This window comes from Photobacterium sp. WH24 (assembly GCF_019204055.1).
In the GTDB taxonomy this organism is placed as follows: Bacteria; Pseudomonadota; Gammaproteobacteria; order Enterobacterales; family Vibrionaceae; genus Photobacterium; species Photobacterium arenosum.
On the sequence record NZ_JAGSOZ010000005.1, the window covers coordinates 1 to 21100 of the forward strand.

General features: G+C 50.6%; 20 protein-coding genes and 1 other annotated feature. Of the genes, 10 read left to right on the forward strand and 10 right to left on the reverse strand.

Annotated elements, in window-relative coordinates; all coding sequences use genetic code 11:
• Positions 1–266: 266 nt before the first annotated feature.
• The 3 genes from clpB to rluD all read right to left on the reverse strand — a co-directional run bounded on the left by clpB (position 267) and on the right by rluD (position 4680).
• Positions 267–2840, reverse strand: a complete 2574-nt coding sequence (gene clpB / locus KCG43_RS07475) for an ATP-dependent chaperone ClpB (RefSeq protein ID WP_218384200.1) — start codon at positions 2838–2840, stop codon at positions 267–269.
• Positions 2841–2975: 135 nt separating this feature from the next.
• Positions 2976–3704, reverse strand: coding sequence for a peptidoglycan editing factor PgeF (gene pgeF, locus KCG43_RS07480; protein WP_218384202.1), 729 nt, complete (start codon positions 3702–3704; stop codon positions 2976–2978).
• A gap of 1 nt (position 3705) precedes the next feature.
• Positions 3706–4680, reverse strand: a complete 975-nt coding sequence (gene rluD / locus KCG43_RS07485; protein WP_161443993.1) for a 23S rRNA pseudouridine(1911/1915/1917) synthase RluD — start codon at positions 4678–4680, stop codon at positions 3706–3708.
• Positions 4681–4820: 140 nt separating this feature from the next.
• Between rluD and bamD the strand changes: the two genes are divergently transcribed.
• The 3 genes from bamD to pheA all read left to right on the forward strand — a co-directional run bounded on the left by bamD (position 4821) and on the right by pheA (position 7729).
• Positions 4821–5546: an outer membrane protein assembly factor BamD gene (gene bamD, locus KCG43_RS07490; RefSeq protein ID WP_027253524.1), complete on the forward strand. Its 726-nt coding sequence runs from the start codon at positions 4821–4823 to the stop codon at positions 5544–5546.
• 363 nt (positions 5547–5909) lie between these two features.
• Positions 5910–6269 (forward strand): ribosome hibernation-promoting factor, HPF/YfiA family, encoded by a 360-nt coding sequence (gene hpf, locus KCG43_RS07495; RefSeq protein WP_192015694.1) that lies wholly within the window; start codon positions 5910–5912, stop codon positions 6267–6269.
• A 122-nt stretch (positions 6270–6391) separates the two neighbouring features.
• Positions 6392–6512, forward strand: a sequence feature (Phe leader region).
• Between the two features lie 38 nt (positions 6513–6550).
• Entirely contained in the window at positions 6551–7729 is a 1179-nt protein-coding gene (pheA, locus tag KCG43_RS07500; protein WP_192015695.1) for a prephenate dehydratase, read from the forward strand.
• A 75-nt stretch (positions 7730–7804) separates the two neighbouring features.
• On the opposite strand, the gene tyrA is transcribed toward pheA, so the two are convergent.
• Positions 7805–8932, reverse strand: a complete 1128-nt coding sequence (gene tyrA, locus KCG43_RS07505; protein ID WP_192015696.1) for a bifunctional chorismate mutase/prephenate dehydrogenase — start codon at positions 8930–8932, stop codon at positions 7805–7807.
• A gap of 15 nt (positions 8933–8947) precedes the next feature.
• Entirely contained in the window at positions 8948–10018 is a 1071-nt protein-coding gene (locus KCG43_RS07510) for a 3-deoxy-7-phosphoheptulonate synthase (protein ID WP_218384204.1), read from the reverse strand.
• A gap of 217 nt (positions 10019–10235) precedes the next feature.
• Here KCG43_RS07510 and KCG43_RS07515 point away from each other — a divergent pair, with 217 nt between their 5' ends.
• The 5 genes from KCG43_RS07515 (at position 10236) to KCG43_RS07535 (ending at position 14935) form a co-directional block, all read left to right on the forward strand.
• Entirely contained in the window at positions 10236–11915 is a 1680-nt protein-coding gene (locus KCG43_RS07515; RefSeq protein ID WP_161456091.1) for a sensor histidine kinase, read from the forward strand.
• A complete protein-coding gene (gene btsR, locus KCG43_RS07520; RefSeq protein WP_218384206.1) occupies positions 11912–12625 on the forward strand; it encodes a two-component system response regulator BtsR in 714 nt (237 codons plus the stop codon). Before KCG43_RS07515 ends, btsR begins: the two co-directional genes overlap by 4 nt.
• 268 nt (positions 12626–12893) lie before the next feature.
• Positions 12894–14381, forward strand: a complete 1488-nt coding sequence (locus KCG43_RS07525; RefSeq protein WP_192015699.1) for a carbon starvation protein A — start codon at positions 12894–12896, stop codon at positions 14379–14381.
• A 132-nt stretch (positions 14382–14513) separates the two neighbouring features.
• Positions 14514–14726, forward strand: a complete 213-nt coding sequence (locus KCG43_RS07530; RefSeq protein ID WP_218384209.1) for a hypothetical protein — start codon at positions 14514–14516, stop codon at positions 14724–14726.
• A complete protein-coding gene (locus KCG43_RS07535; RefSeq protein WP_218384211.1) occupies positions 14723–14935 on the forward strand; it encodes a DUF1801 domain-containing protein in 213 nt (70 codons plus the stop codon). Before KCG43_RS07530 ends, KCG43_RS07535 begins: the two co-directional genes overlap by 4 nt.
• Before the next feature lie 108 nt (positions 14936–15043).
• Here the strand turns inward: KCG43_RS07535 and rplS are convergent, their stop codons facing one another.
• From rplS to ffh, 5 genes are all read right to left on the reverse strand, one after another.
• Positions 15044–15397 (reverse strand): 50S ribosomal protein L19, encoded by a 354-nt coding sequence (rplS, locus tag KCG43_RS07540; protein WP_120513257.1) that lies wholly within the window; start codon positions 15395–15397, stop codon positions 15044–15046.
• Positions 15398–15429: 32 nt separating this feature from the next.
• Positions 15430–16179 carry a tRNA (guanosine(37)-N1)-methyltransferase TrmD gene (trmD, locus tag KCG43_RS07545; protein ID WP_192015701.1) on the reverse strand — a complete coding sequence of 250 codons (750 nt, stop codon included), beginning with the start codon at positions 16177–16179 and terminating at the stop codon, positions 15430–15432.
• A 25-nt stretch (positions 16180–16204) separates the two neighbouring features.
• Positions 16205–16738 (reverse strand): ribosome maturation factor RimM, encoded by a 534-nt coding sequence (gene rimM, locus KCG43_RS07550; RefSeq protein ID WP_027253535.1) that lies wholly within the window; start codon positions 16736–16738, stop codon positions 16205–16207.
• Positions 16739–16765: 27 nt separating this feature from the next.
• A complete protein-coding gene (gene rpsP, locus KCG43_RS07555; protein WP_027253536.1) occupies positions 16766–17017 on the reverse strand; it encodes a 30S ribosomal protein S16 in 252 nt (83 codons plus the stop codon).
• A gap of 170 nt (positions 17018–17187) precedes the next feature.
• A complete protein-coding gene (gene ffh / locus KCG43_RS07560) occupies positions 17188–18555 on the reverse strand; it encodes a signal recognition particle protein (protein WP_027253537.1) in 1368 nt (455 codons plus the stop codon).
• Between the two features lie 256 nt (positions 18556–18811).
• Between ffh and KCG43_RS07565 the strand changes: the two genes are divergently transcribed.
• Together KCG43_RS07565 and KCG43_RS07570 are read left to right on the forward strand one after the other, a co-directional pair.
• The gene (locus KCG43_RS07565) at positions 18812–19606 is read left to right on the forward strand and encodes an inner membrane protein YpjD (RefSeq protein WP_218384213.1); all 795 of its coding nucleotides are present in this window, start codon (positions 18812–18814) and stop codon (positions 19604–19606) included.
• 140 nt (positions 19607–19746) lie between these two features.
• The gene (locus KCG43_RS07570) at positions 19747–21024 is read left to right on the forward strand and encodes an HlyC/CorC family transporter (RefSeq protein WP_218384215.1); all 1278 of its coding nucleotides are present in this window, start codon (positions 19747–19749) and stop codon (positions 21022–21024) included.
• The last annotated feature ends 76 nt before the right edge of the window (positions 21025–21100 follow it).

Consider the following 21100-nt stretch of genomic DNA (forward strand, 5'->3'; position numbering starts at 1 on the left):
ACTGTATCATTGTCGAGTGCCCACACAGATTGCATGGTCAAATTGTTAAAGAGCGTCTGACATGGCCTTGGCTGTAAGCGCCGTTCTCCGTGTCAGTGAGGCGGCATTATAGAGAGTTCGCGCACCTTGGCAAGCATAAAATCACAAATAAATTTCAACAGGTCATATTTCGAACAAACCCTGCGCTTAAGAGCAAAAAACAGCCAACACAAGCCAAAAAATACAGAAAAGCCTGCTATCGAGCAGGCTTTTCTTACTTTACGATTTTATTGGCTGGCAGAAATATGCTCATCCTTAGCTGCCAGCACTATTGGCTTATCAACGGTTAATTGCCCGGAAAGGATATCCTGCGCCAATGGGTTTTCAATGTATTGCTGGATTGCTCGTTTCAGCGGACGAGCACCATATACAGGATCAAAACCTGCGCTTGCAATTAATTCCAACGCAGAATCTTCTACTTTCAGTTCAAAGCCTTTTTCTTCCAGTCGCTCGCTCAGACGACCAATCTGAATTCGGGCGATATCTTTGATGTGTTTATCACCCAGAGGATGGAACACAACGGTTTCATCGACACGGTTAATGAACTCAGGGCGGAAGTGATGGCCCACGACGTCCATAACCAGATGTTTGATACCGGCATAATCAAGCTCACCAAAATGCTCCTGAATACGATCAGAACCCAGATTCGATGTCATGATGATGACGCTGTTACGGAAATCGACCGTTCTGCCCTGCCCATCAGTAAGGCGACCATCATCGAGCACTTGCAGCAGAATGTTAAACACGTCTGGATGCGCCTTTTCTACTTCATCCAGCAGAATGACGGAATAAGGACGCCGGCGAACCGCTTCAGTCAGGTATCCGCCCTCTTCATAGCCAACATAACCCGGAGGTGCACCAACAAGCCGGGCGACGGAGTGTTTCTCCATGAACTCTGACATATCAATACGCACCATGGCGTCATCACTGTCAAACATGAAGTTGGCCAGCGCTTTGCACAGTTCTGTTTTACCGACCCCTGTCGGACCCAGGAACAGGAATGATCCGATAGGCCGGTTTGGATCAGATAATCCTGCCCGGCTGCGGCGAATAGCATTCGCCACTGAATTAACAGCTTCGTCCTGGCCTATGACCCGCTGATGCAGCGCTTCTTCCATCCGCAGCAACTTATCGCGTTCGCCTTCCAGCATCCGGGATACCGGAATACCGGTCTGACGTGACAGCACTTCGGCAATCTCAGCATCTGTGACGCGGTTTTTCAGCAGACTCATTTCCTGCATTTCTGCCTGGGCAGCCAGATCCAGTTGTTTCTCCAGTTCAGGTATCTTGCCGTATTGCAGCTCAGACATACGATTCAGATCCCCCGCACGCCGGGCAATCTCCATGTCGGTTCTCGCCTGTTCCAGCTCCGCTTTAATATGCTGAGTGCCAGACAACGCTGCTTTTTCTGCTTTCCAGACTTCTTCCAGTTCAGCGTACTCGTTCTCTTTGCCTTCCAGCTCTTCACTTAACACGGCCAGACGTTTCTGGCTGGCGTCGTCACTTTCTTTCGACAGCGCCTGTTGCTCAATTTTCAGCTGAATGATTCGGCGCTCAAGGCGATCCAGAGATTCCGGCTTCGAATCAATTTGCATACGGATACTGGAAGCGGCCTCATCGATAAGGTCAATCGCCTTATCTGGCAACTGGCGATCAGAGATATACCGGTGCGACAAGCTAGCCGCCGCGACAATCGCCGGATCGGTAATTTCTACATGATGATGCAGCGCATAACGCTCTTTCAGGCCACGTAAAATCGCGATGGTATCTTCAACATTCGGCTCTTCCACCAGCACTTTCTGGAAACGGCGCTCCAGCGCAGCATCCTTTTCTATAAACTGACGGTACTCGTCCAGTGTTGTTGCCCCGACACAATGAAGTTCACCGCGGGCCAACGCAGGTTTAAGCATGTTACCCGCATCCATGGCACCTTCACCTTTACCGGCACCAACCATGGTATGCAGCTCATCAATAAAGAGGATGACACTGCCCTCTTCCTGAGCCAGTTCGTTCAATACTGCTTTGAGGCGCTCTTCAAACTCGCCACGGTATTTAGCACCAGCAATCAATGCGCCCATATCCAAGGACAGCACACGCTTATTGCGCAGCCCTTCAGGCACTTCACCATTGACAATACGCTGGGCAAGACCTTCGACAATCGCCGTTTTACCCACCCCCGGCTCACCGATAAGGACCGGATTGTTCTTTGTGCGGCGCTGCAAGACCTGAATAGTACGGCGGATTTCTTCATCGCGACCGATCACGGGATCCAGCTTGCCTTGCTCAGCGCGCTCGGTCAGATCTATGGTGAACTTTTCCAGCGCCTGACGATTTTCTTCGGCATTGGGATCATCGACTTTCTGACCACCGCGGATTTTCTCAATCGCCTGTTCAACTTTTTCAGCACTCAAACCAAACTTACGCAATAGCTCGCCCAGCGGGCCTTTGTCGTCCACCGCAGCCAGAATAAACAGCTCGGAAGAGATGTATTTATCTTTGCGTTTCTGAGCCAGCTTATCGCACATGTTAAACAGCACGCCCATACCATGGGACAACTGCACATCGCCGCCGATACCGCTGACTTTGGGTAAACGGTCGAGCTGTTCAGACAAACTGGAACGCAATTGGGTAATATCTACATTCAGCAGAGTCAGCAGCGGCCGCGTGGTACTGCTGTCCTGATTCATCAGTGCCATCATCAAATGCACAGGTTCGATATACTGATGGTCTCGTCCTAAAGCCAGCGACTGAGCATCAGAAATCGCTAATTGAAATTTGCTTGTAAACCGGTCAAGACGCATAAGTCCTCCACTCTAGATATGACCTTGTCATTATCTTGGTATATGGTTGCGCGCCTTGTGCTTTTCAAGCATAAATTGTGGGGATATCAGCAAGCGGCTCAAGGCCGCTGCATTGAAAGAGAGTAAGACAGAGGTTTATTTTTCCAGCCAGATTAAACTGGCCTGACGTCCGGTTACACCATCCCGGCGATAAGAAAAGAAACGGGAAGCGTCGCTGACAGTACACTCACTGCCACCGAAAACCTGAGTCACGCCCTGACGATGTAAACGCAATCGGGCCAACTGATAGATATCCGCCAGCCATTTTTCACCTTTTGGCTGGAATGCAGATTCCGCCGCCGGATCATCGGCCAGAAATTGCTCCCTGACTTCCCCGCCGACCTCAAAGGCTTGCGGCCCAATGGCCGGTCCCAGCCAGGCCAGTAATTGATCCGGTGCTTGAGCAAAACAAGTCACCGTTTGTTCAATAATACCGTCAGCCAAACCTCGCCATCCGGCATGCACGGCTCCCACTTGAGTGCCCTGACGATCGCACAGCAATACAGGTAAGCAATCTGCTGTCATCACAGTACAGGCTAATCCCAGCTGCCGGGTAATACTGGCATCCGCATGGGGAATACCCACTAGCGGCTCATGCAGTGCCTGTACTATTGTGCTGTGGGTCTGCGACAACCAGGCAGGCGCATGCGCCAAACCCAGTTGTTGCTGCAGCCACTGACGATTATGTGACACAGCCGCCGGCGTATCGCCCACATGGTCCCCCAGATTGAGGCCAGCATAGACCCCCTGACTGATACCCCCGAAACGGGTGGTACTGATGGCTTTGACATTCGCAGGCGCTGGCCAGTCTGGGGTAATCAACATATCAGTAATCATCCTCTGGATGGTCAAGCTTGTCCTGACGCAGAGTCTCGACTAAAGCCACCATATCTTTCGGTGTCTCAGCATGCCATTCCATCAACTCACCGGTAATCGGGTGATCAAGCCGCAGCATACGAGCATGCAGAGCCTGACGATCAAAGGCACGAAGCGCGAGAATCACCTCCTGAGAGGCATTGCGTGGCGGGCGTGGGCGACCACCGTACAGAGTATCCCCCACCAAAGGGTGCGAAAGATACGCCATGTGAACACGAATCTGGTGGGTACGCCCTGTTTCCAGACGCAGCACCAGACTGGTGTGCTCACGAAAGTGCTCAGCGACACGATAATGTGTGATAGCCGGTTTGCCCAACTCATGTACCGCCATTGAAGTGCGCTTGGTAGAGTGACGGCCAATCGGCTTTTCAACCACACCACCACCGGTCATTTTGCCCATAGCAACCGCTTCATATTCACGAGTGATTTTGCGTTTTTGCAGCGCGCGAACCAGTCGGGTCTGAGCCTGAATCGTTTTCGCCACTACCATCAGACCCGTCGTGTCTTTATCAAGACGGTGCACAATACCGGCTCGCGGCACTTCGGCAAGAGACGGGCAGTGATGTAACAGTGCATTGAGCACAGTACCGTCCGGCGTGCCTGCACCCGGGTGAACCACAAAATCACGTGGCTTGTTAATCACCAGCAGATGCTCGTCTTCATAAACAATGTTGAGCGGAATGTCTTGCGCAATCCAGCGCTCCTCATCTTCAATCTCAGCCACAACTGTGAGCTTTTCACCGCCCATCATTTTAAGACGGGGTTTAGTCACCACTGCGCCATTGACGCAGACGCTGCCATTGAGAATCCAGTCTTTAATCCGCGAACGGGAATAATCGGAAAACAGTTCAGCCAGAGCCTGATCAAGACGTTGACCAAGCTGGCTATCGTTTACTATGTTGCTTAACTCTATTTGCTGTGCCATAAAGAACTTTTTCAAAAAGCGTGAGACTAAAGCCTAAACGCTGCGTAAAATGACAGATATTAGTTGTCATTGTATCTGTTAACGGCGCTGACCGTAATGGATCACAGAAATAAATTATGACCAAGGAAACTGACGCCGCAATGAAACGCCTGATAATCACGACATTTCTTGCCGCCGCTATTGTGTCTGGTTGCTCCAGTACAGAGGAAGTGGTACCGGATATTCCGCCTTCTGAGCTGTACGGCAGTGCTCAGCAAGCCTTACAAAGTGGTAGCTGGGTAACAGCCATTGAACGATTAGAAGCACTGGATTCACGTTATCCGTTCGGCGCTTATTCGGAGCAGGTGCAGCTTGATCTGATTTACGCTTATTACAAGAACGATGATTTGGCCCTCGGCGAAGCAACCATAGACCGCTTTACCCGATTGAACCCGACCCATGAAAAAGCAGACTGGGTGCTCTATATGCGTGGCCTGACGCACATGGCCCAGGATCGTTCTTTCATGCACGATGTGTTTGATATTGATCGCCACGACAGGGATCCGGAACCGGCTCGCCAGGCCTTTCGTGACTTTAAGCGCCTGCTGGATCGCTACCCGGCCAGCCAGTATGCCGCAGATGCCAAAGCAAGACTGGTTTACCTGAAAAACCGTCTGGCCAATTATGAGTTAGCCGCTGCCGACTTTTATATCCGCCGTGAAGCCTGGGTGGCCGCTGTGAACCGCTGCCAGCAAATTCAGCGTCTGTATCCGGATACTGAAGCAGCCCGTCAATCGCTGCCGCTGATGCAAACCGCGTATGAAAAACTTGGCCTGGAAACGCCAGCCGAACATGCTCAGCGACTGATTGATCTCAATCCGGTTTGATCCTAAGACAGATAAAACGACAAACGGCAGCCATCTGGCTGCCGTTTTTTATTCTCGCAGATGACTGCACTCAATCTAATTTCAGTGGGTCCTGATCATTCATGGCGAAACGCTCAGCTTCAGGCCGAAAAACACCCCTGAGCAGCACTGGCCGCCAGTCATCAACTCACTCCATACTGCCGCATTCATAATGCCCTCGACAAGGGGTTTTTAGTCATTTTCTTGTCACAAAGCAGAACAAGTCACAGAAATAAATTGGTGAATTATTTTACTTATCAAAGTTGATCCAGATCACTTTATTCACGCTTGAGAAGAGTAATCTGAAGTTAACCCACCAAGGGGTAGCAAAACAGGAGAGAGACTATGCAAGTAGAAGTCACAGGCAAAAACATTGATGTCACCCCTGCTATCCGTGAGCGCATTGAAGAGAAATTCAGTAAGTTAGAGCGCTTTCAAGTCCCGCTGATCGGCAAACATGCTGTTATCAGCCAAGAACCTAACCGGCACTTCAAGGTGGAAGCAACAGCCGGCATTCCAGGGGGGAACATTGTGGCATCCTCTGAACAGGAAAACATGTACGCCGCCATTAAAGACATGTATCAGAAACTGGAGCGACAGCTGAGCAAGCAATCACACAAATCGGAAGCCCGTCGAGCCAGTCACAGCCAGAAGCCTGTATTGACTGAAGCCGAAATCGCAGAAGAAGAAGACTTCGAAGCCTGAACCCTTCCTATCAAGCCCTGCCGCATGGCGGGGCTTTTTATTCTTGACAAGATCACCGACTCGCCATAGGGTGATTCCTAGACAATATTTAGCCAGCATATTCACGAGACTGACTGACACATGATTCAATACGCACTGTTTTTCTTTCACTTCTTTTTTCGCTCACCTTAAGTGGGGGCTATCGTTACGCAAGAAAGCAGCGAAAGACGAACAGCAAGCCTCCCAATCGGGGGGCTTTTTTGTAAGCATAACTATAAAATACGCACAGACAGGAAACCAGAATGACCAAAAGCTATCACTCACTGGACGAGATCCGAACCCATGTCACTCGGATAGACAATGAAATTCTGGCACTACTGGCAGAACGGCGTCAGCTGAGCCTGGAAGTCGCCAAAAGCAAAATCAAAACCACCAAACCTGTCAGGGATCAGGAAAGAGAGCAAGCACTGTTACTGAGACTGATTGATCAAGGCAACCAACACCAACTGGATGCCAACTATGTCACTCAGATCTTTCATACCATTATTGAAGACTCAGTGCTTTTCCAGCAGGCTTATCTGCAAAAACTAACCAATCCTGACAGCCTTCAGCCTGTGGTTCGCGTGTCTTTTCTGGGTGCCAAAGGATCGTATTCCAACCTGGCCAGCCGTCAGTACTTCAGCCGGAAGCAAACCAAACTGGTTGAGATGAGCTGTTCCAATTTCCGTGATGTGGTCAATGTGGTAGAAACCGGTCAGGCTGACTACGGTGTCCTGCCGATTGAAAACACCAGCTCAGGTTCGATTAACGAAGTTTACGATTTGCTGCAGCACACCAGTCTGTCGATTGTGGGCGAAATTACCCAGCCGATTGAACACTGTCTGCTGACAGCCGTTCCGACCTCGCTGGATAAAATTGATACCCTGTATTCCCATCCGCAACCCCACCAGCAATGCAGTGAGTACCTTCGCACTATGGGCGACATCAGGCAGGAATATACATCCAGCACTGCCGATGCCATGCAGCAGGTCGCCGAACTCAAACAGCCGAATGTCGCCGCCATTGGCAATGCGTCCAGCGGTGAGCTGTATGGCTTAACCCCGCTGAAAACCGGTATTGCCAACCAGCAGGAAAACTTTACCCGTTTTATTGTCGTTGCCCGTAAAGCTGTCGATGTCACGCCGCTGATCCCGGCCAAGACCACACTCATCATGTCGACCGGCCAGAAACCCGGCTCACTGGTTGAATGCCTGCTGGTTCTGCGCAATCTCAACATCAATATGGCGAAACTGGAGTCACGACCCGTGATCGGCAATCCATGGGAAGAAATGTTCTATGTCGATGTTGAAACGAATTTGAAGTCCGAGGCCATGCAGCAAGCTCTCGAAGAACTGACACGACTGACAAAATTTATCAAGGTGTTAGGCTGTTATCCCAGCGAAAACGTCAAACCGACCGAAGTCGATTATCTGGAAGAATAAACACAGCAAGGCCAGCAAAAGCTGGCCTTCTTTTTATATTAACAGCAACGATTATGCAGACAAAAACGAAGCGAATTAACCTCTGTGAGTCGCATCGTTCGCCTGCCGTAACAACGACTGGCTTTCTTTCAAAAAGCGTCCGGCGTAGTCACCAAACCAGCTTTCCACCTGATCAAATGCCTGCTTGAACGCGGCTTTATCTTTGTTTTCCAGAATAGCGATAGCATCACCAAAGCGCTGGTGAAAACGCTTAATCATGGCCAGATTTTGCGGCGAAGACATGATGATATCCGCATAGAGCTGCCCGTCCTGTGCAAACAGCCGCCCGACCATCGCCAGTTCCAGGCGGTAAATCGGTGAGCTGAGCGACAACAGCTGATCAAGACGCGGATCTTCTTCGGCCAGGTGAACACCATACACAAACGACGTGAAATGCCGCAGTGCCTGAATCAGGGTCATCCCCTGATCATGTTCGATAGCACTGATCCTGTTCAGGCTTGCTCCCCAGATCTGGATCTGCTCCAGCAGCCACTGGTAGCTTTCCGGGTTACGGCCGTCACAGTAAACCACCACTTGTTTAGCCAGGCTGCTGATATCCGGTCCGAACATGGGATGCAGCCCCACTACAGGTCCCTGATGCGCTTCCAGCATTGTCTGAACAGGTCCGCTCTTAATCGAAGTCAGATCAGCCAGAATGCAATCATCCGGCAGCTTAGGCAGACGGCGGATCACCTGTTCGGTCAGATGAATCGGTACGGTCACCACAACCATGCCGGCATCTTTTAGCAATTCATCCGCTTTGTCCCAATCCTGACTACCCAGGGTACGTACCTGATAACCCGACAGCTCAAACAGACGACAGAACAGACGGCCCAACTGACCATGACCACCAACGACAACGATCGGACGCAATTCAGGCTTCAGACATTTAAAACCTGAATCATTTTCACTGGCATAAGATTCACGCATGGTGCGGCGCAGAATATCTTCAATCAGATCGGGCGGTACGCCCTGATCTGCCGCTTCCTGTCGCCGTGATGCCAGCATGGCAGCTTCACGATCCGGGGCATAAATCGGCAGACCGTGCTGGCTTTTTACATGGCCGACTTCTTCGACCAAAGCCAGACGGCGCGCCAACAGCGCAACCATCTGCTTATCGACTTCATCAATTTGATCTCGTAGTGTGCTCAGTTCCGCAACCATTCGACTCTTATTCCATTATTTAATACGTTGTTGTAGGAAAGGGGTTAATTCCTGACGAGCGCGGCGCAGCAGGCTTTCGGTATCTTCCCAGTTAATACAGGCGTCTGTGATAGAGACGCCGTACGCCATTTCGCTGCGATCCAGATCAGCACTCTGATTGCCGCCGTTGAGATGGCTTTCCAGCATCAGGCCAATGACGGAATGATTCCCTTCCCGGATCTGATGGATCACATCTTCGGCAACCAGTGGCTGACGGCGGTAATCCTTGCGAGAGTTGGCATGGGAACAGTCTACCATTAAGGCCGGGTTGAGACCCGCCGACTCCATCTCAGTTTCGCATTCGGAAACCGACACTGAATCGTAGTTGGTCTGCTTACCACCACGAAGAATAACATGGCCATCCGGGTTGCCCTGAGTGTTCAGCAAAGCCACCTGACCTTCCCGGTTAATCCCCATGAAACGGTGGCCGGAAGCGGCCGCCTGCATGGCATTGATGGCTGTTCCCAGGCTGCCATCGGTGCCATTTTTGAAACCAACCGGCATAGAAAGACCGCTGGCCATTTCACGGTGGGTCTGCGACTCAGTGGTGCGCGCGCCAATGGCTGCCCAGCTGAACAAATCGCCTATGTATTGCGGGCTGATAGGATCCAGCGCTTCTGTTGCCAGAGGAATACCCATTTCCACCAGATCGATCAGTAACTGGCGTGCTATATGTAACCCTTCTTCAATCTCGAAAGTGCCATCCAGATGCGGGTCGTTAATCAAGCCCTTCCAACCGACAGTCGTCCGCGGTTTTTCAAAGTACACTCGCATGACAAGGTACAGCTGATCGTCAACTTCAGCAGCCAGTTCTTTAAATCGGCGGGCATAATCTTTTGCCGCTTCGACGTCATGAATAGAACAAGGGCCGCAGACAACCAGTAAACGGTGATCCCGCTTATGGATAATGTCGGCTACGGTTTTACGCGATTGTTCGATGAAAGACAGCGCTGATTCACTGACAGGCAATTTATCTTTTAACTGTTGCGGCGTAATAAGGACTTGTTCATCCTGAATATGGACATTATTCAACACATCTTTCTGCATAGGGCCATCCTGATCTTGCCACACCTGGGCGTAAAGTTTTAGTTACAACAGGATTCCCCCTGTCAATACACAGACAATAACAACTGGATTTTTATGGGGCAATAGCCTGTAAAGAAAAAATACCATTCGTAAATAATTATTTACACTCACGTATATTATTGCCTTTCATGCAAAGACAGCTACCATAAACATCCATTTAGCTTATTCCGATACCGCCATGGAACTCATCCTGTCTCTGCTGCAACAGCTTAGTGTTTACCTGGTTTTGGCTTACCTGTTAAGCAAGACACCGCTGTTTATGCCTATTACTACGGTATCTGGCCGTTTATCACAACGTTTTGCCTGCTATGTGCTGTTTTCTCTTTTCTGTATTTTAGGCACTTATTTTGGACTCCACATAGAAGATGCCATTGCCAATACCCGGGCAATCGGTGCTGTCATGGGAGGGCTGCTGGGCGGCCCGGTGGTCGGCTTTGCCGTAGGTTTGACCGGCGGTATGCACCGCTACAGCATGGGCGGATTTACTGATGTCGCCTGTGCCATCTCCACCACGGTTGAAGGGCTGATCGGCGGCATCATGCACAGCTATTTTGTCCGCCGCAGTAACTTTGATGCGATTTTCCGGCCGCTGACAGTGTTCGCCATTACCCTGGTTGCGGAGATCCTGCAGATGCTGATCATCCTGGCGGTGGCCGAGCCTTTTGATAAAGCCTACAGCCTGGTCAGTGCCATTGCCCTGCCTATGGTCATCGCCAACTCAGTGGGCGCCGCCCTGTTCATGAGCATTATCCGCGATAAAAAAACCATTTATGAAAAATACTCCGCCGCGTTTTCCAGCCGGGCACTGAAAATAGCCCAGCGATCTGTGGGAATACTCAGCCAGGGGTTTAATCAGGAAAACTCCAAACAGATCGCCCGTATCGTTTACGAAGAAACCGGGGTCGGTGCGGTTTCTATTACAGACAGAGACAAGATTCTTGCCTTCATTGGTATCGGAGATGATCACCATCTGCCTGGCACTCCGATTTCATCCAAGCATACTAAGCAGGCCATAGACAACTGCGAGCTGGTCTATGCCGACGGTTATGAAGTGCCCTACTGCTGCTCACTCTACGACAAGTGCAAATTAGGCTCTGCGCTGGTGATCCCCTTAATTGGCGGCAACCATGAGGTGATAGGTACCATTAAACTCTATGAGCCCAAGCATAAGCTGTTTTCCACCATCAATCTGACGCTGGGAGAAGGCATTGCCAAGCTCTTGTCAAACCAGATCCTGACAGGGCGCTATAACCGCCAGCAAACCCTGCTGACTCAGGCAGAACTGCGCCTGTTGCAGGCACAGGTGAATCCGCACTTTCTGTTCAATGCGCTGAACACTATCAATGCGGTTATCCGCCGTGATCCTGATAAAGCCAGGCAGCTGATTCAGCATTTGTCACAGTTTTTCCGTCGCAATCTGAAACAGAATATAGAAACTGTCACCCTGGAAGAAGAATTGCAGCACGTGCATGCCTATCTGGAAATTGAACGTGCCCGGTTTGCCGACCGGCTGCAGGTTGAAGTCAACATTGATGATGCATTATTGAATATCACTATTCCGACGTTTACGCTGCAGCCATTGGTGGAAAATGCCATCAAGCATGGTACGTCTAATTTGCTGGCAAGCGGTAAACTGACGATCAACGCGTGTCAGAATGATGAGCGTATTGTGTTAGAAGTCCGCGATAATGCAGGCTTGTATCAGCCCGTTGGCGAAGAGAGCGGTCTGGGCATGAAAATTGTCGATAAACGATTGAAAAACCGCTATGGCAAAGAATACGGCCTGCAGATGAGCTGGGAAGCCAATCAATGGACACTGGCCACCATTACGCTGCCAAAGGAGAACGGACAACCATGATCAAGGCGCTTGTCATAGACGATGAACCCTATGCCCGTGAGGAGCTGATTGAGCTGCTGCATGACAGCGGCGACATCGAAATCATAGGCAGCGGTGCCAACGCTATCGAAGGGTTGAAGATGATTAATCTGCTCAAGCCCGAAGTGGTGTTTCTGGATATCCAGATGCCGCAAATCACAGGAATCGAACTGCTGAGCATGCTGGATCCGGACACCATGCCCAAAATTGTTTTTGTGACGGCGTATGACGACTACGCCATCAAAGCGTTTGAAGATAATGCCTTTGATTACCTGTTAAAACCGGTTGAACCCGCAAGGCTCGACAAAACCCTGGCCAAGCTGAAGCGTGAGCTGCGCCAGCCTGATTACACCCCTTTGATCAGCGAAATGCTCGAACTTATTCCGTGCAGTGGTCATAACCGCATCTTGCTGCTCAGCCCGGCAGATATCGAACTGGCGCATTCTGATTTATCGGGTGTGCACATAGTCACCAAAGACACTAAGGCAACCACACAACTGACCCTTAAAGTGCTGGAAGAAAAAACCCCGCTCATCCGCTGCCATCGCCAGTATCTGGTCCACCCGCAGGCGATTCGTGAGATCAAACTGCTGGATAACGGATTGGCAGAAATCACAACCCAGCATGGTCAGCAGGTTCCGGTCAGCCGGCGTTACCTGAAAGAAATCAAAGATCGCTACGGGCTGAGCTGACCAATAATCAGGGGCAGTTGCATTTCGCTCTGCCTGCTCCTCGCTTTATCCGCTCAACAATGACCACTTTAGCGCCTGACCACTCAAGTTCACAGACAACCGCTCAGTCCCAGTTGCCGCCACTCAACCTCTTTATCGACCACTCAATAACGTCATACCGCCACTCAGCCTTTTAGGCCGTGTGTCTTTGCCGCAACCGGTTAAGATGCAAGCCTTGATAAAAGATTTAATAACCCTACAACCTACCTACACTGAGAGAGGCACAGATATGGCCTGGTTTCTGATTTGCGTGGCTGCTTTGATTGGCGGTTACTTTATTTACGGTACCTTTATTGAAAAACTTTTCGGCATTAACGAAAAGCGCCAGACACCCGCCTACACCATGCAGGACGGCGTTGACTATGTGCCGATGTCCAAGAAAAAAGTGTACCTGGTACAACTGCTGAACATTGCCGGTGTTGGCCCTATTTTTGGTCCAATCATGGGCGCACTTTACGGTCCGGCGGCCATGCTGTGGATTGTCCTGGGCTGTATCTTTGCCGGTGCCGTGCACGACTATTTCTCAGGCATGCTGTCGGTGCGTAATGGCGGCGCCTCAGTACCGACGCTGTCCGGTCGTTACCTGGGCAATGGCGCCAAACACTTTATGAACATCTTTGCCATTGTGCTGCTGCTGCTGGTCGGCGTGGTCTTTGTTTCTGCCCCGGCAGGTATGATCACCAACCTGGTCAACGAGCAAACCGACATGACGGTCTCTATGGGATCCATGGTCGCTATCATCTTTGCTTACTACATCATCGCCACCATAGTACCGGTTGATAAGATCATCGGCCGCTTCTATCCGCTGTTCGGCTTCCTGCTGATCTTCATGTCGGTTGGCCTGATCACTGCTATTGCTGTTTCCAGCGAATACACCCTGCTGGGCGACTATGAAGTCAGCCAGATGTTCACCAACATGAACCCGAATGACCTGCCATTGTGGCCAGCCCTGTTCATCACCATTGCCTGTGGCGCTATCTCTGGCTTCCACGCGACTCAGTCGCCACTGATGGCGCGTTGCATGGAAAATGAGAAAAACGGCCGCTTCATTTTCTACGGCGCCATGATAGGTGAAGGCGTGATTGCTTTGATCTGGTGTGCGCTGGCACTGTCTTTCTTCGGCTCGGTGGAAAACCTGTCTGATGCAGTGGCCAACGGTGGCCCGGGTAACGTGGTTTACAGCGCATCCTTTGGCTTGCTGGGCGTTGTCGGCGGTGTGGTCGCCTTCCTGGGTGTCGTGATTCTGCCAATTACCTCCGGTGATACAGCGTTCCGTTCTAGCCGCCTGATTCTGGCTGAATACTTCAACATGGAGCAAAAGAGTCTGCGTAACCGCCTGCTGATGGCTGTTCCTCTGTTTGTTATCGGTGGCATTTTGACTCAGGTCGACTTCGGGATTATCTGGCGTTACTTCGGATTTGCTAACCAGACCACAGCTGTCATGATGCTGTGGACAGCTTCCGCTTACCTGCTGCGCCACAACAAGCTGCATTGGGTAACCACAGTACCGGCTATTTTCATGACCACAGTCGTGATCACCTTTATTCTGAACAACAGTACACTGGGCTTCGGTCTGCCAATGATGATCTCGACTGTCATCGGCCTGATTGCGACACTTGGCATCACTGTGTATGTCATTGTGAAGTCAAAAGGTAAAGGCGATATCGATCTGGATGAAAAAGAGAACGAAGGCAAAGGCAAGCTGGAAACGGCTTAATCTTGTGCTTCTGTGAAAACCAGCCTCCGGGCTGGTTTTTTTGTCCCCCGTCTCCCGGTTCATGCTTTTTTCTTTAGCTCCCTTCCCCTGCCTGTATATACTCGACACAAATCCCGGTTCTGGAGTCATACAGTGAGCACCCTCAAAACCCGTCCCACCCAAGCCAGCGTCACCTCCTTTATAGAGGGACTCACTGACAGCCAGCAACAGAAAGACAGCCGTCAGCTATTGACACTTTTGAGCGAGCTGAGCGGTAAGGACGCGGTGCTGTGGGGAGACAGCCTGATTGGCTTTGGTACCTACTTTTACAGCAACACCGCCGCAAGCACTTCAGCTGGCCAATGATCGCCTTCTCACCCCGTAAAGGTAAACTAACGCTGTATTTCATGCTGGGCTTTGCCGCTCATCAGGATCAGCTCAGGCAACTAGGCCAACATAAGCTGGGAAAATCCTGTCTGTATATCAAACGCCTGGACGATATCGACCTGTCAGTGCTGAGAGCGATGCTGAGCCAGCATATTGAGATGATGAAGCAAAAGTACCAGTGTGAGTAAGACTGCATGACGGTACACTGCCGATCTGTGGTTACAGGTTTGTGCACAACAAAAAAAAGGCCCGCCAAATTGGCGGGCCTCTCAATACGCGTCTTTCGTGTCGCGTTCTTATTTTCTGGTCAGCTTCTCTTTGATACGAGCCGCTTTACCTGAACGCTCACGCAGGTAGTACAACTTGGCACGACGTACTGCACCGCGACGCTTAACAGTAATGCTGTCTACGATTGGAGAGTGAGCCTGGAATGCACGCTCAACACCTTCACCGTTAGAAATCTTACGAACAGTGAAAGCAGAGTGCAGACCACGGTTACGCTTGGCGATAACAACACCTTCGAACGCCTGCAGACGCTCACGGTCACCCTCTTTTACCTTAACCTGAACAACAACAGTGTCACCTGGTGCGAATTCAGGCAGGTCATTTTTCATTTGCTCTTGCTCAAGAGCTTTGATGATATTACTCATTGGTATATACCCTAGAATAAACTGATACTAAATTAACTCATGGCTTGCCGATGTTCGCGAATAAACTCCGCTAGCAAGCTCTCCTGATCGTCAGTCAGAGCTAGGTTTTCCAGGAGCTCTGGTCTTCTCAGCCAGGTACGGCCCAGCGATTGTTTCAATCGCCAGCGGCTAATGTCCTTGTGGTTACCAGACAAGAGTACCGGAGGTACGGCTTGTCCATCTAACACTTCAGGACGCGTGTAATGCGGGCAGTCCAGCAAGCCATTGGCAAAAGAATCTTCTTCTGCTGACGCAAAGTCGCCCAGAACGCCCGGTACAAACCGCACGACTGCATCAACTAAGGTCATGGCTGGCAGCTCACCACCCGTCAGCACAAAATCCCCGATAGACCATTCTTCGTCTACCTCTTGTTGGATAATGCGCTCATCTACCCCTTCATACCGACCACAGATCAGAATCAGATTCTCGTTCTGTGCCAGTTCCTCAACACCTGTCTGATCGAGCTTACGGCCCTGAGGAGAGAGGTAAATCACTTTCGCCTGGCCTTTAGCAGACGTTTTGGCAGCATGAATGGCATCGCGCAAAGGCTGCACCATCATCAGCATACCAGGTCCGCCACCATAAGGTCGGTCATCGACCGTACGGTGCTTATCGTGAGTAAAGTCGCGGGGATTCCACGTCTCTACAGTCACTAGGCCTTTTTTTACCGCCTGACCTGTTACCCCAAACTCAGTAATAGCCCGGAACATTTCAGGGAATAGGCTAATTATTCCTACCCGCATGGTTCTTTACGCTCTTACTGAAGGGTTAAAATCCAGGATCCCAGTCAACTTCGATCCGTTGAGCAGTGCGATCAATCGACTTGATGACCTGCTCATCGAGGAACGGAATTAAACGTTCCTTCTGTCCAAAAGCATCTTTAAGGTTGGCTTTAACCACTAAGACGTCATTAGAACCGGTTTCCAGGATGTCCGTTACTTTACCCAGGTCGTAACCTTGGGTTGTCACAACAGCCATGCCCATCAGTTCGCGCCAGTAGAATTCTTCATCTGACAGCGCCGGTAATTGTTCAGCAGGTACGTTGATCTCCGCGTTGGTCATGACCTGAGCATCCTCTCGGATATCCAGACCCTGCAACTTGGCAACTAACCCCTGACCATGACGTTTCCATGCTTCCACATGGAAGGTCTGCCATTCACCTTTCATCTTTATCAGCCATGGCTGATAAGCGAAAATGCTCTCGGCTTGTTCTGTGTAGGAAAAAACTTTGAGCCACCCTTTGATACCGTAAGTGGCACCGATTTTACCGACAACAACTTGGTCTTGGTTGTGTGAACTCATTGCTTCTCTGCTACCCATTAACCAATCTTAAGCAGCTGCTTTAGCAGCGTCTTTGATCAGTTTAGCTGCGCGGTCAGATACAGTTGCACCTTGACCAACCCAGTGATTTACACGGTCCAGGTCCAGACGCAGACGCTCTTCCTGACCAGTAGCTAGCGGGTTAAAGAAACCTACACGCTCGATGTTACGACCGTCGCGCGCAGCGCGGCTGTCAGCAACAACGATGTGATAAAATGGACGCTTTTTCGCGCCGTGACGTGCCAAACGAATGGTTACCATATCGTCCTCTTTGCATTACTGTAAATAAAAGTGGCCCCGCCATAAAAACGGGGCCCGTGCCAAATAAAGCCTCGGAATTTTACTCTTTCAACCCGCGAATGCAACTGCTTTAGCTACTTTTTCACCAGTAAAATCACCAGCCGAGACCAAAAAACAAGCAATTGAAGCAATTAGCGCCCAGGGAACATGCCGCCACCCGGCATCATGCCTTTCATATTGCGCATCATGTTCTTCATACCGCCCTTCTGCATTTTCTTCATCATCTTCTGCATTTGGGTAAATTGCTTCAGCAAACGGTTGACGTCCTGTACCTGAGTACCGGAACCGGCAGCAATACGTTTCTTGCGCGAACCTTTAATCAACTCCGGGCGCTCACGCTCTTTCGAGGTCATGGAGTTAATGATAGCTTCCATCTGGACAAAGATTTTATCATCGACCTGGTCTTTGATATTACCGGGCAACTGGGACATGCCGGGCAGCTTATCCATCATGCCCATCATACCGCCCATGTTCTTCATCTGCTGAAGCTGTCCACGGAAGTCTTCTAAATCAAAGCCTTTCTTCTCTTTGAATTTCTTCGCGAGCTGCTCGGCTTTTTCCTTATCAACGTTACGTTCCAGATCTTCAATCAGCGACAGGACATCACCCATCCCCAGAATACGGGACGCCACACGATCAGGGTGGAAAGGCTCCAGCGCATCAGTCTTCTCACCGACACCCAGGAACTTGATAGGCTTACCGGTAATATGACGCACCGACAGCGCAGCACCACCACGGGCATCACCGTCGACCTTGGTCAGAATCACACCGGTCAGCGGTAACGCCTCGTTAAAGGCTTTGGCGGTATTGGCCGCATCCTGGCCCGTCATGGCATCGACCACAAACAGAGTTTCTACCGGATTCGCTATTTTATGAACGGCCTTGATTTCGTCCATCATGGCTTCATCGACATGCAGACGGCCTGCGGTATCGACAATCACCACATCATAGAATTTGCGCTTACCGTGCTCGATAGCCGCCTGGGCAATCGCCACCGGTTTTTGATCCGGGCTGGACGGAAAGAAATCAATACCGATATCAGAAGCCAGTGTTTCCAGCTGCTTGATAGCGGCAGGACGGTATACGTCGGCGGAAACAACCAGTACCTTCTTTTTATTACGTTCTTTGAGCAGTTTACCCAGCTTACCCACACTGGTGGTTTTACCGGCACCCTGCAAACCCGCCATCAGGATGACCGCAGGTGGCTGGCTGGCTAAATCCAGTGCTTCGTTGGTGTCGCCCATGACGGCTTCTAATTCCGCCTGAACGATTTTGATAAATTCCTGGCCTGGCGTCAGGCTCTTAGAGACTTCAGTTCCGACAGCGCGTTCTTTCACCCGCTTGACGAAATCACGGACAACCGGCAGCGCGACATCCGCCTCAAGCAATGCCATGCGCACTTCACGCAGGGTATCTTTAATGTTGTCTTCAGTCAGACGGCCACGGCCGCTGATATTTTTCAGCGTTGACGACAAACGCTCGGTTAAATTGTCAAACATGTGTGACTCGCTCGTTACGCACTCATTTCGTGCCAGTATACCGCAATCAGTGACCCGGTTTCATGCCATACGTGCAGCCTGTGACAGAATTCTTGTCATTTCTGCCGCGCAGCACCAACAGAGATTCCTGCTGAAATCGCTGAAACAGACCGCAAAGTGCGCTCTGTCCCACACGATTGTTCCCTTTGTATCATTGTCGTGCTATCCGTTCACAAGGTATACTCACCAGTTCGAATTCACGATCCTTACAGGTGTTATGGACATATTGATTGCCTTTACTGCTGCTGGTTTTTATCTGCTTGCGCTGGCATTTATTGTGCCTGGGCTCAGCCATAATAATGGCATAAAAGCCCGGCCAGTGCTGATCAGTGCCACAGTGGCGATCATCCTGCATGTGGTGTTCCTGAAAGATCTGATTCTGGGGGGCGTCGGCCAGAATCTGAGTATATTAAATGTCGCCTCGCTCATCAGTCTGATTATCGCCATCATCACCACTCTGGCTATGGTCAAAATGCGAATATGGTTTCTGCTGCCTGTTATTTACAGCTTTGCCGCCATTAACCTTGCCGCGGCGGCTGTGTTACCTGGTGGTTTCATTACGCATCTGGAGGCGCATCCTCAAATCCTGTTACATATTTCTCTGGCGCTATTTGCCTACTCAACCCTGATGATCGCTACACTGTACGCGATTCAGCTGGCGTGGCTGGACTATAAGCTCAAACACAAAAAACTGGCTTTTAACCCTAATCTGCCGCCCTTGATGCTGGTTGAGCGGCAGTTGTTTAAAATCATTCTGGTCGGTCACATACTGCTGACTATCACGCTGATCACTGGCTTTATTTTTCTGCAGGATATGTTTGCCCAGGGCAAAACACACAAAGCGGTACTCTCCATTCTGGCCTGGGGGGTCTACAGCGTTCTGCTCTGGGGCCATTACCGGATGGGCTGGCGGGGTAAAAAAGTCGTCTGGTTCAGCCTGATTGGCGCTTTTCTGCTGACTCTGGCCTACTTCGGCAGCCGTTTTGTCAAAGAAATCATCATTGGCAGCTAATGACAATTTAATAAACACTATCCATGCTTAAGCATGATTAATCCTGGCTGGGTCTTTAGCGTCTTAACAACCCACCCTTGACACCTTTACTCATATTCAGTACAGAGTACACATCCACAGCGATACAAGGAACTGACTTTTTGGACGATATATCCACGGGAGCTTTATTCTCCCTTCTGGTATTACTACTCCTGATTTCCGGATATTTCTCCGGCTCTGAAACCGGCATGATGTCGATAAACCGCTACAAACTGCGCCACTTGGCAAGCCAGGGCCATCGCGGAGCCAAGCGGGTTGAAAAACTGCTCAACCGACCTGACCGTCTGATCGGTCTGATTCTGATCGGCAACAACCTGGTAAACATCCTTGCCTCTGCCATCGCGACGATTTTAGGTATGCGCCTGTACGGCGATCTGGGTGTGGCTATCGCCACCGGCGCGCTGACTATGGCTGTACTGGTGTTTGCCGAAGTTACACCGAAAACCCTGGCCGCGCTGTACCCTGAAAAAGTGGCTTATTCCAGCAGTATCCTGTTACGGATACTCATGAAACTGCTGTATCCGCTGGTCTGGTTTGTCAACGGCATCACCAACAGTTTCCTGCGGCTGCTCGGCATGCGTGTCGACAATATGAACGATGCCACCCTGAGTTCGGAAGAATTGCGCACTGTGGTCAATGAAGCGGGCAGCCTGATCCCCCGCCGCCACCAGGACATGTTGTTATCGATTCTGGATCTGGAAAACGTCACAGTGGAAGATTTGATGGTCCCGCGTAATGAAATTGTCGGTATCAATATCAATGACGACTGGAAATCCATTGTCCGCCAGCTCAGCCATGCCGCTCACGGCCGAATCGTCCTGTATCGTGACAACATCGATGAAGTCGTTGGTATGCTGCGAGTCAGAGAAGCTTACCGCCTGATGATGGATAAAAACGATTTCAGCAAAGAAAATCTGCTGCGTGCTGCTGACAAAGTGTATTTCATTCCGGAAGGCACGCCGCTCAATATCCAGCTGTTGAAGTTCCAGCGCCGCAAAGAGCGCATCGGCCTGATTGTTGATGAATACGGCGATATTCAGGGTCTGATCACCCTGGAAGACATTCTGGAAGAGATAGTGGGGGAATTCACCACCTCCATCTCTCCGACCTTAGCCGAAGAGATCACCCCGCAAAGTGACGGCAGTTTGCTGATTGAAGGCACAGCCAATATCCGTGAGCTGAACAAGAGCCTGAACTGGGATTTGCCGACTGACGGCCCCAGAACCCTGAACGGCCTGATTCTGGAGCATCTGGAAGATATCCCGGACAGTATCCTTAGCGTGTCAGTGGCCGGTTATCAGATGGAGATAGTGGAAATCTCCGATAACATGATCAAACTGGTCAAAATCCTGCCGGCCCAGTTGCAAAAAACCGGTTAACCCAGCGTCCTAAATCAGCGCCGTCACAGGCGGTGGTTTGGGGGTGACAATAAAAAACCACCGGCATTACCGGTGG

Excerpts from the sequence above, each read along its gene's own strand:
- clpB (WP_218384200.1), bottom strand. The coding sequence starts at position 2,840 with ATGCGTCTTGACCGGTTTACAAGCAAATTTCAATTAGCGATTTCTGAT.
- pgeF (WP_218384202.1), bottom strand. The coding sequence starts at position 3,704 with ATGTTGATTACCCCAGACTGGCCAGCGCCTGCGAATGTCAAAGCCATC.
- rluD (WP_161443993.1), bottom strand. The coding sequence starts at position 4,680 with ATGGCACAGCAAATAGAGTTAAGCAACATAGTAAACGATAGCCAGCTT.
- bamD (WP_027253524.1), top strand. The coding sequence starts at position 4,821 with ATGAAACGCCTGATAATCACGACATTTCTTGCCGCCGCTATTGTGTCT.
- hpf (WP_192015694.1), top strand. The coding sequence starts at position 5,910 with ATGCAAGTAGAAGTCACAGGCAAAAACATTGATGTCACCCCTGCTATC.
- pheA (WP_192015695.1), top strand. The coding sequence starts at position 6,551 with ATGACCAAAAGCTATCACTCACTGGACGAGATCCGAACCCATGTCACT.
- tyrA (WP_192015696.1), bottom strand. The coding sequence starts at position 8,932 with ATGGTTGCGGAACTGAGCACACTACGAGATCAAATTGATGAAGTCGAT.
- KCG43_RS07510 (WP_218384204.1), bottom strand. The coding sequence starts at position 10,018 with ATGCAGAAAGATGTGTTGAATAATGTCCATATTCAGGATGAACAAGTC.
- KCG43_RS07515 (WP_161456091.1), top strand. The coding sequence starts at position 10,236 with ATGGAACTCATCCTGTCTCTGCTGCAACAGCTTAGTGTTTACCTGGTT.
- btsR (WP_218384206.1), top strand. The coding sequence starts at position 11,912 with ATGATCAAGGCGCTTGTCATAGACGATGAACCCTATGCCCGTGAGGAG.
- KCG43_RS07525 (WP_192015699.1), top strand. The coding sequence starts at position 12,894 with ATGGCCTGGTTTCTGATTTGCGTGGCTGCTTTGATTGGCGGTTACTTT.
- KCG43_RS07535 (WP_218384211.1), top strand. The coding sequence starts at position 14,723 with ATGATCGCCTTCTCACCCCGTAAAGGTAAACTAACGCTGTATTTCATG.
- rplS (WP_120513257.1), bottom strand. The coding sequence starts at position 15,397 with ATGAGTAATATCATCAAAGCTCTTGAGCAAGAGCAAATGAAAAATGAC.
- trmD (WP_192015701.1), bottom strand. The coding sequence starts at position 16,179 with ATGCGGGTAGGAATAATTAGCCTATTCCCTGAAATGTTCCGGGCTATT.
- rimM (WP_027253535.1), bottom strand. The coding sequence starts at position 16,738 with ATGAGTTCACACAACCAAGACCAAGTTGTTGTCGGTAAAATCGGTGCC.
- rpsP (WP_027253536.1), bottom strand. The coding sequence starts at position 17,017 with ATGGTAACCATTCGTTTGGCACGTCACGGCGCGAAAAAGCGTCCATTT.
- ffh (WP_027253537.1), bottom strand. The coding sequence starts at position 18,555 with ATGTTTGACAATTTAACCGAGCGTTTGTCGTCAACGCTGAAAAATATC.
- KCG43_RS07565 (WP_218384213.1), top strand. The coding sequence starts at position 18,812 with ATGGACATATTGATTGCCTTTACTGCTGCTGGTTTTTATCTGCTTGCG.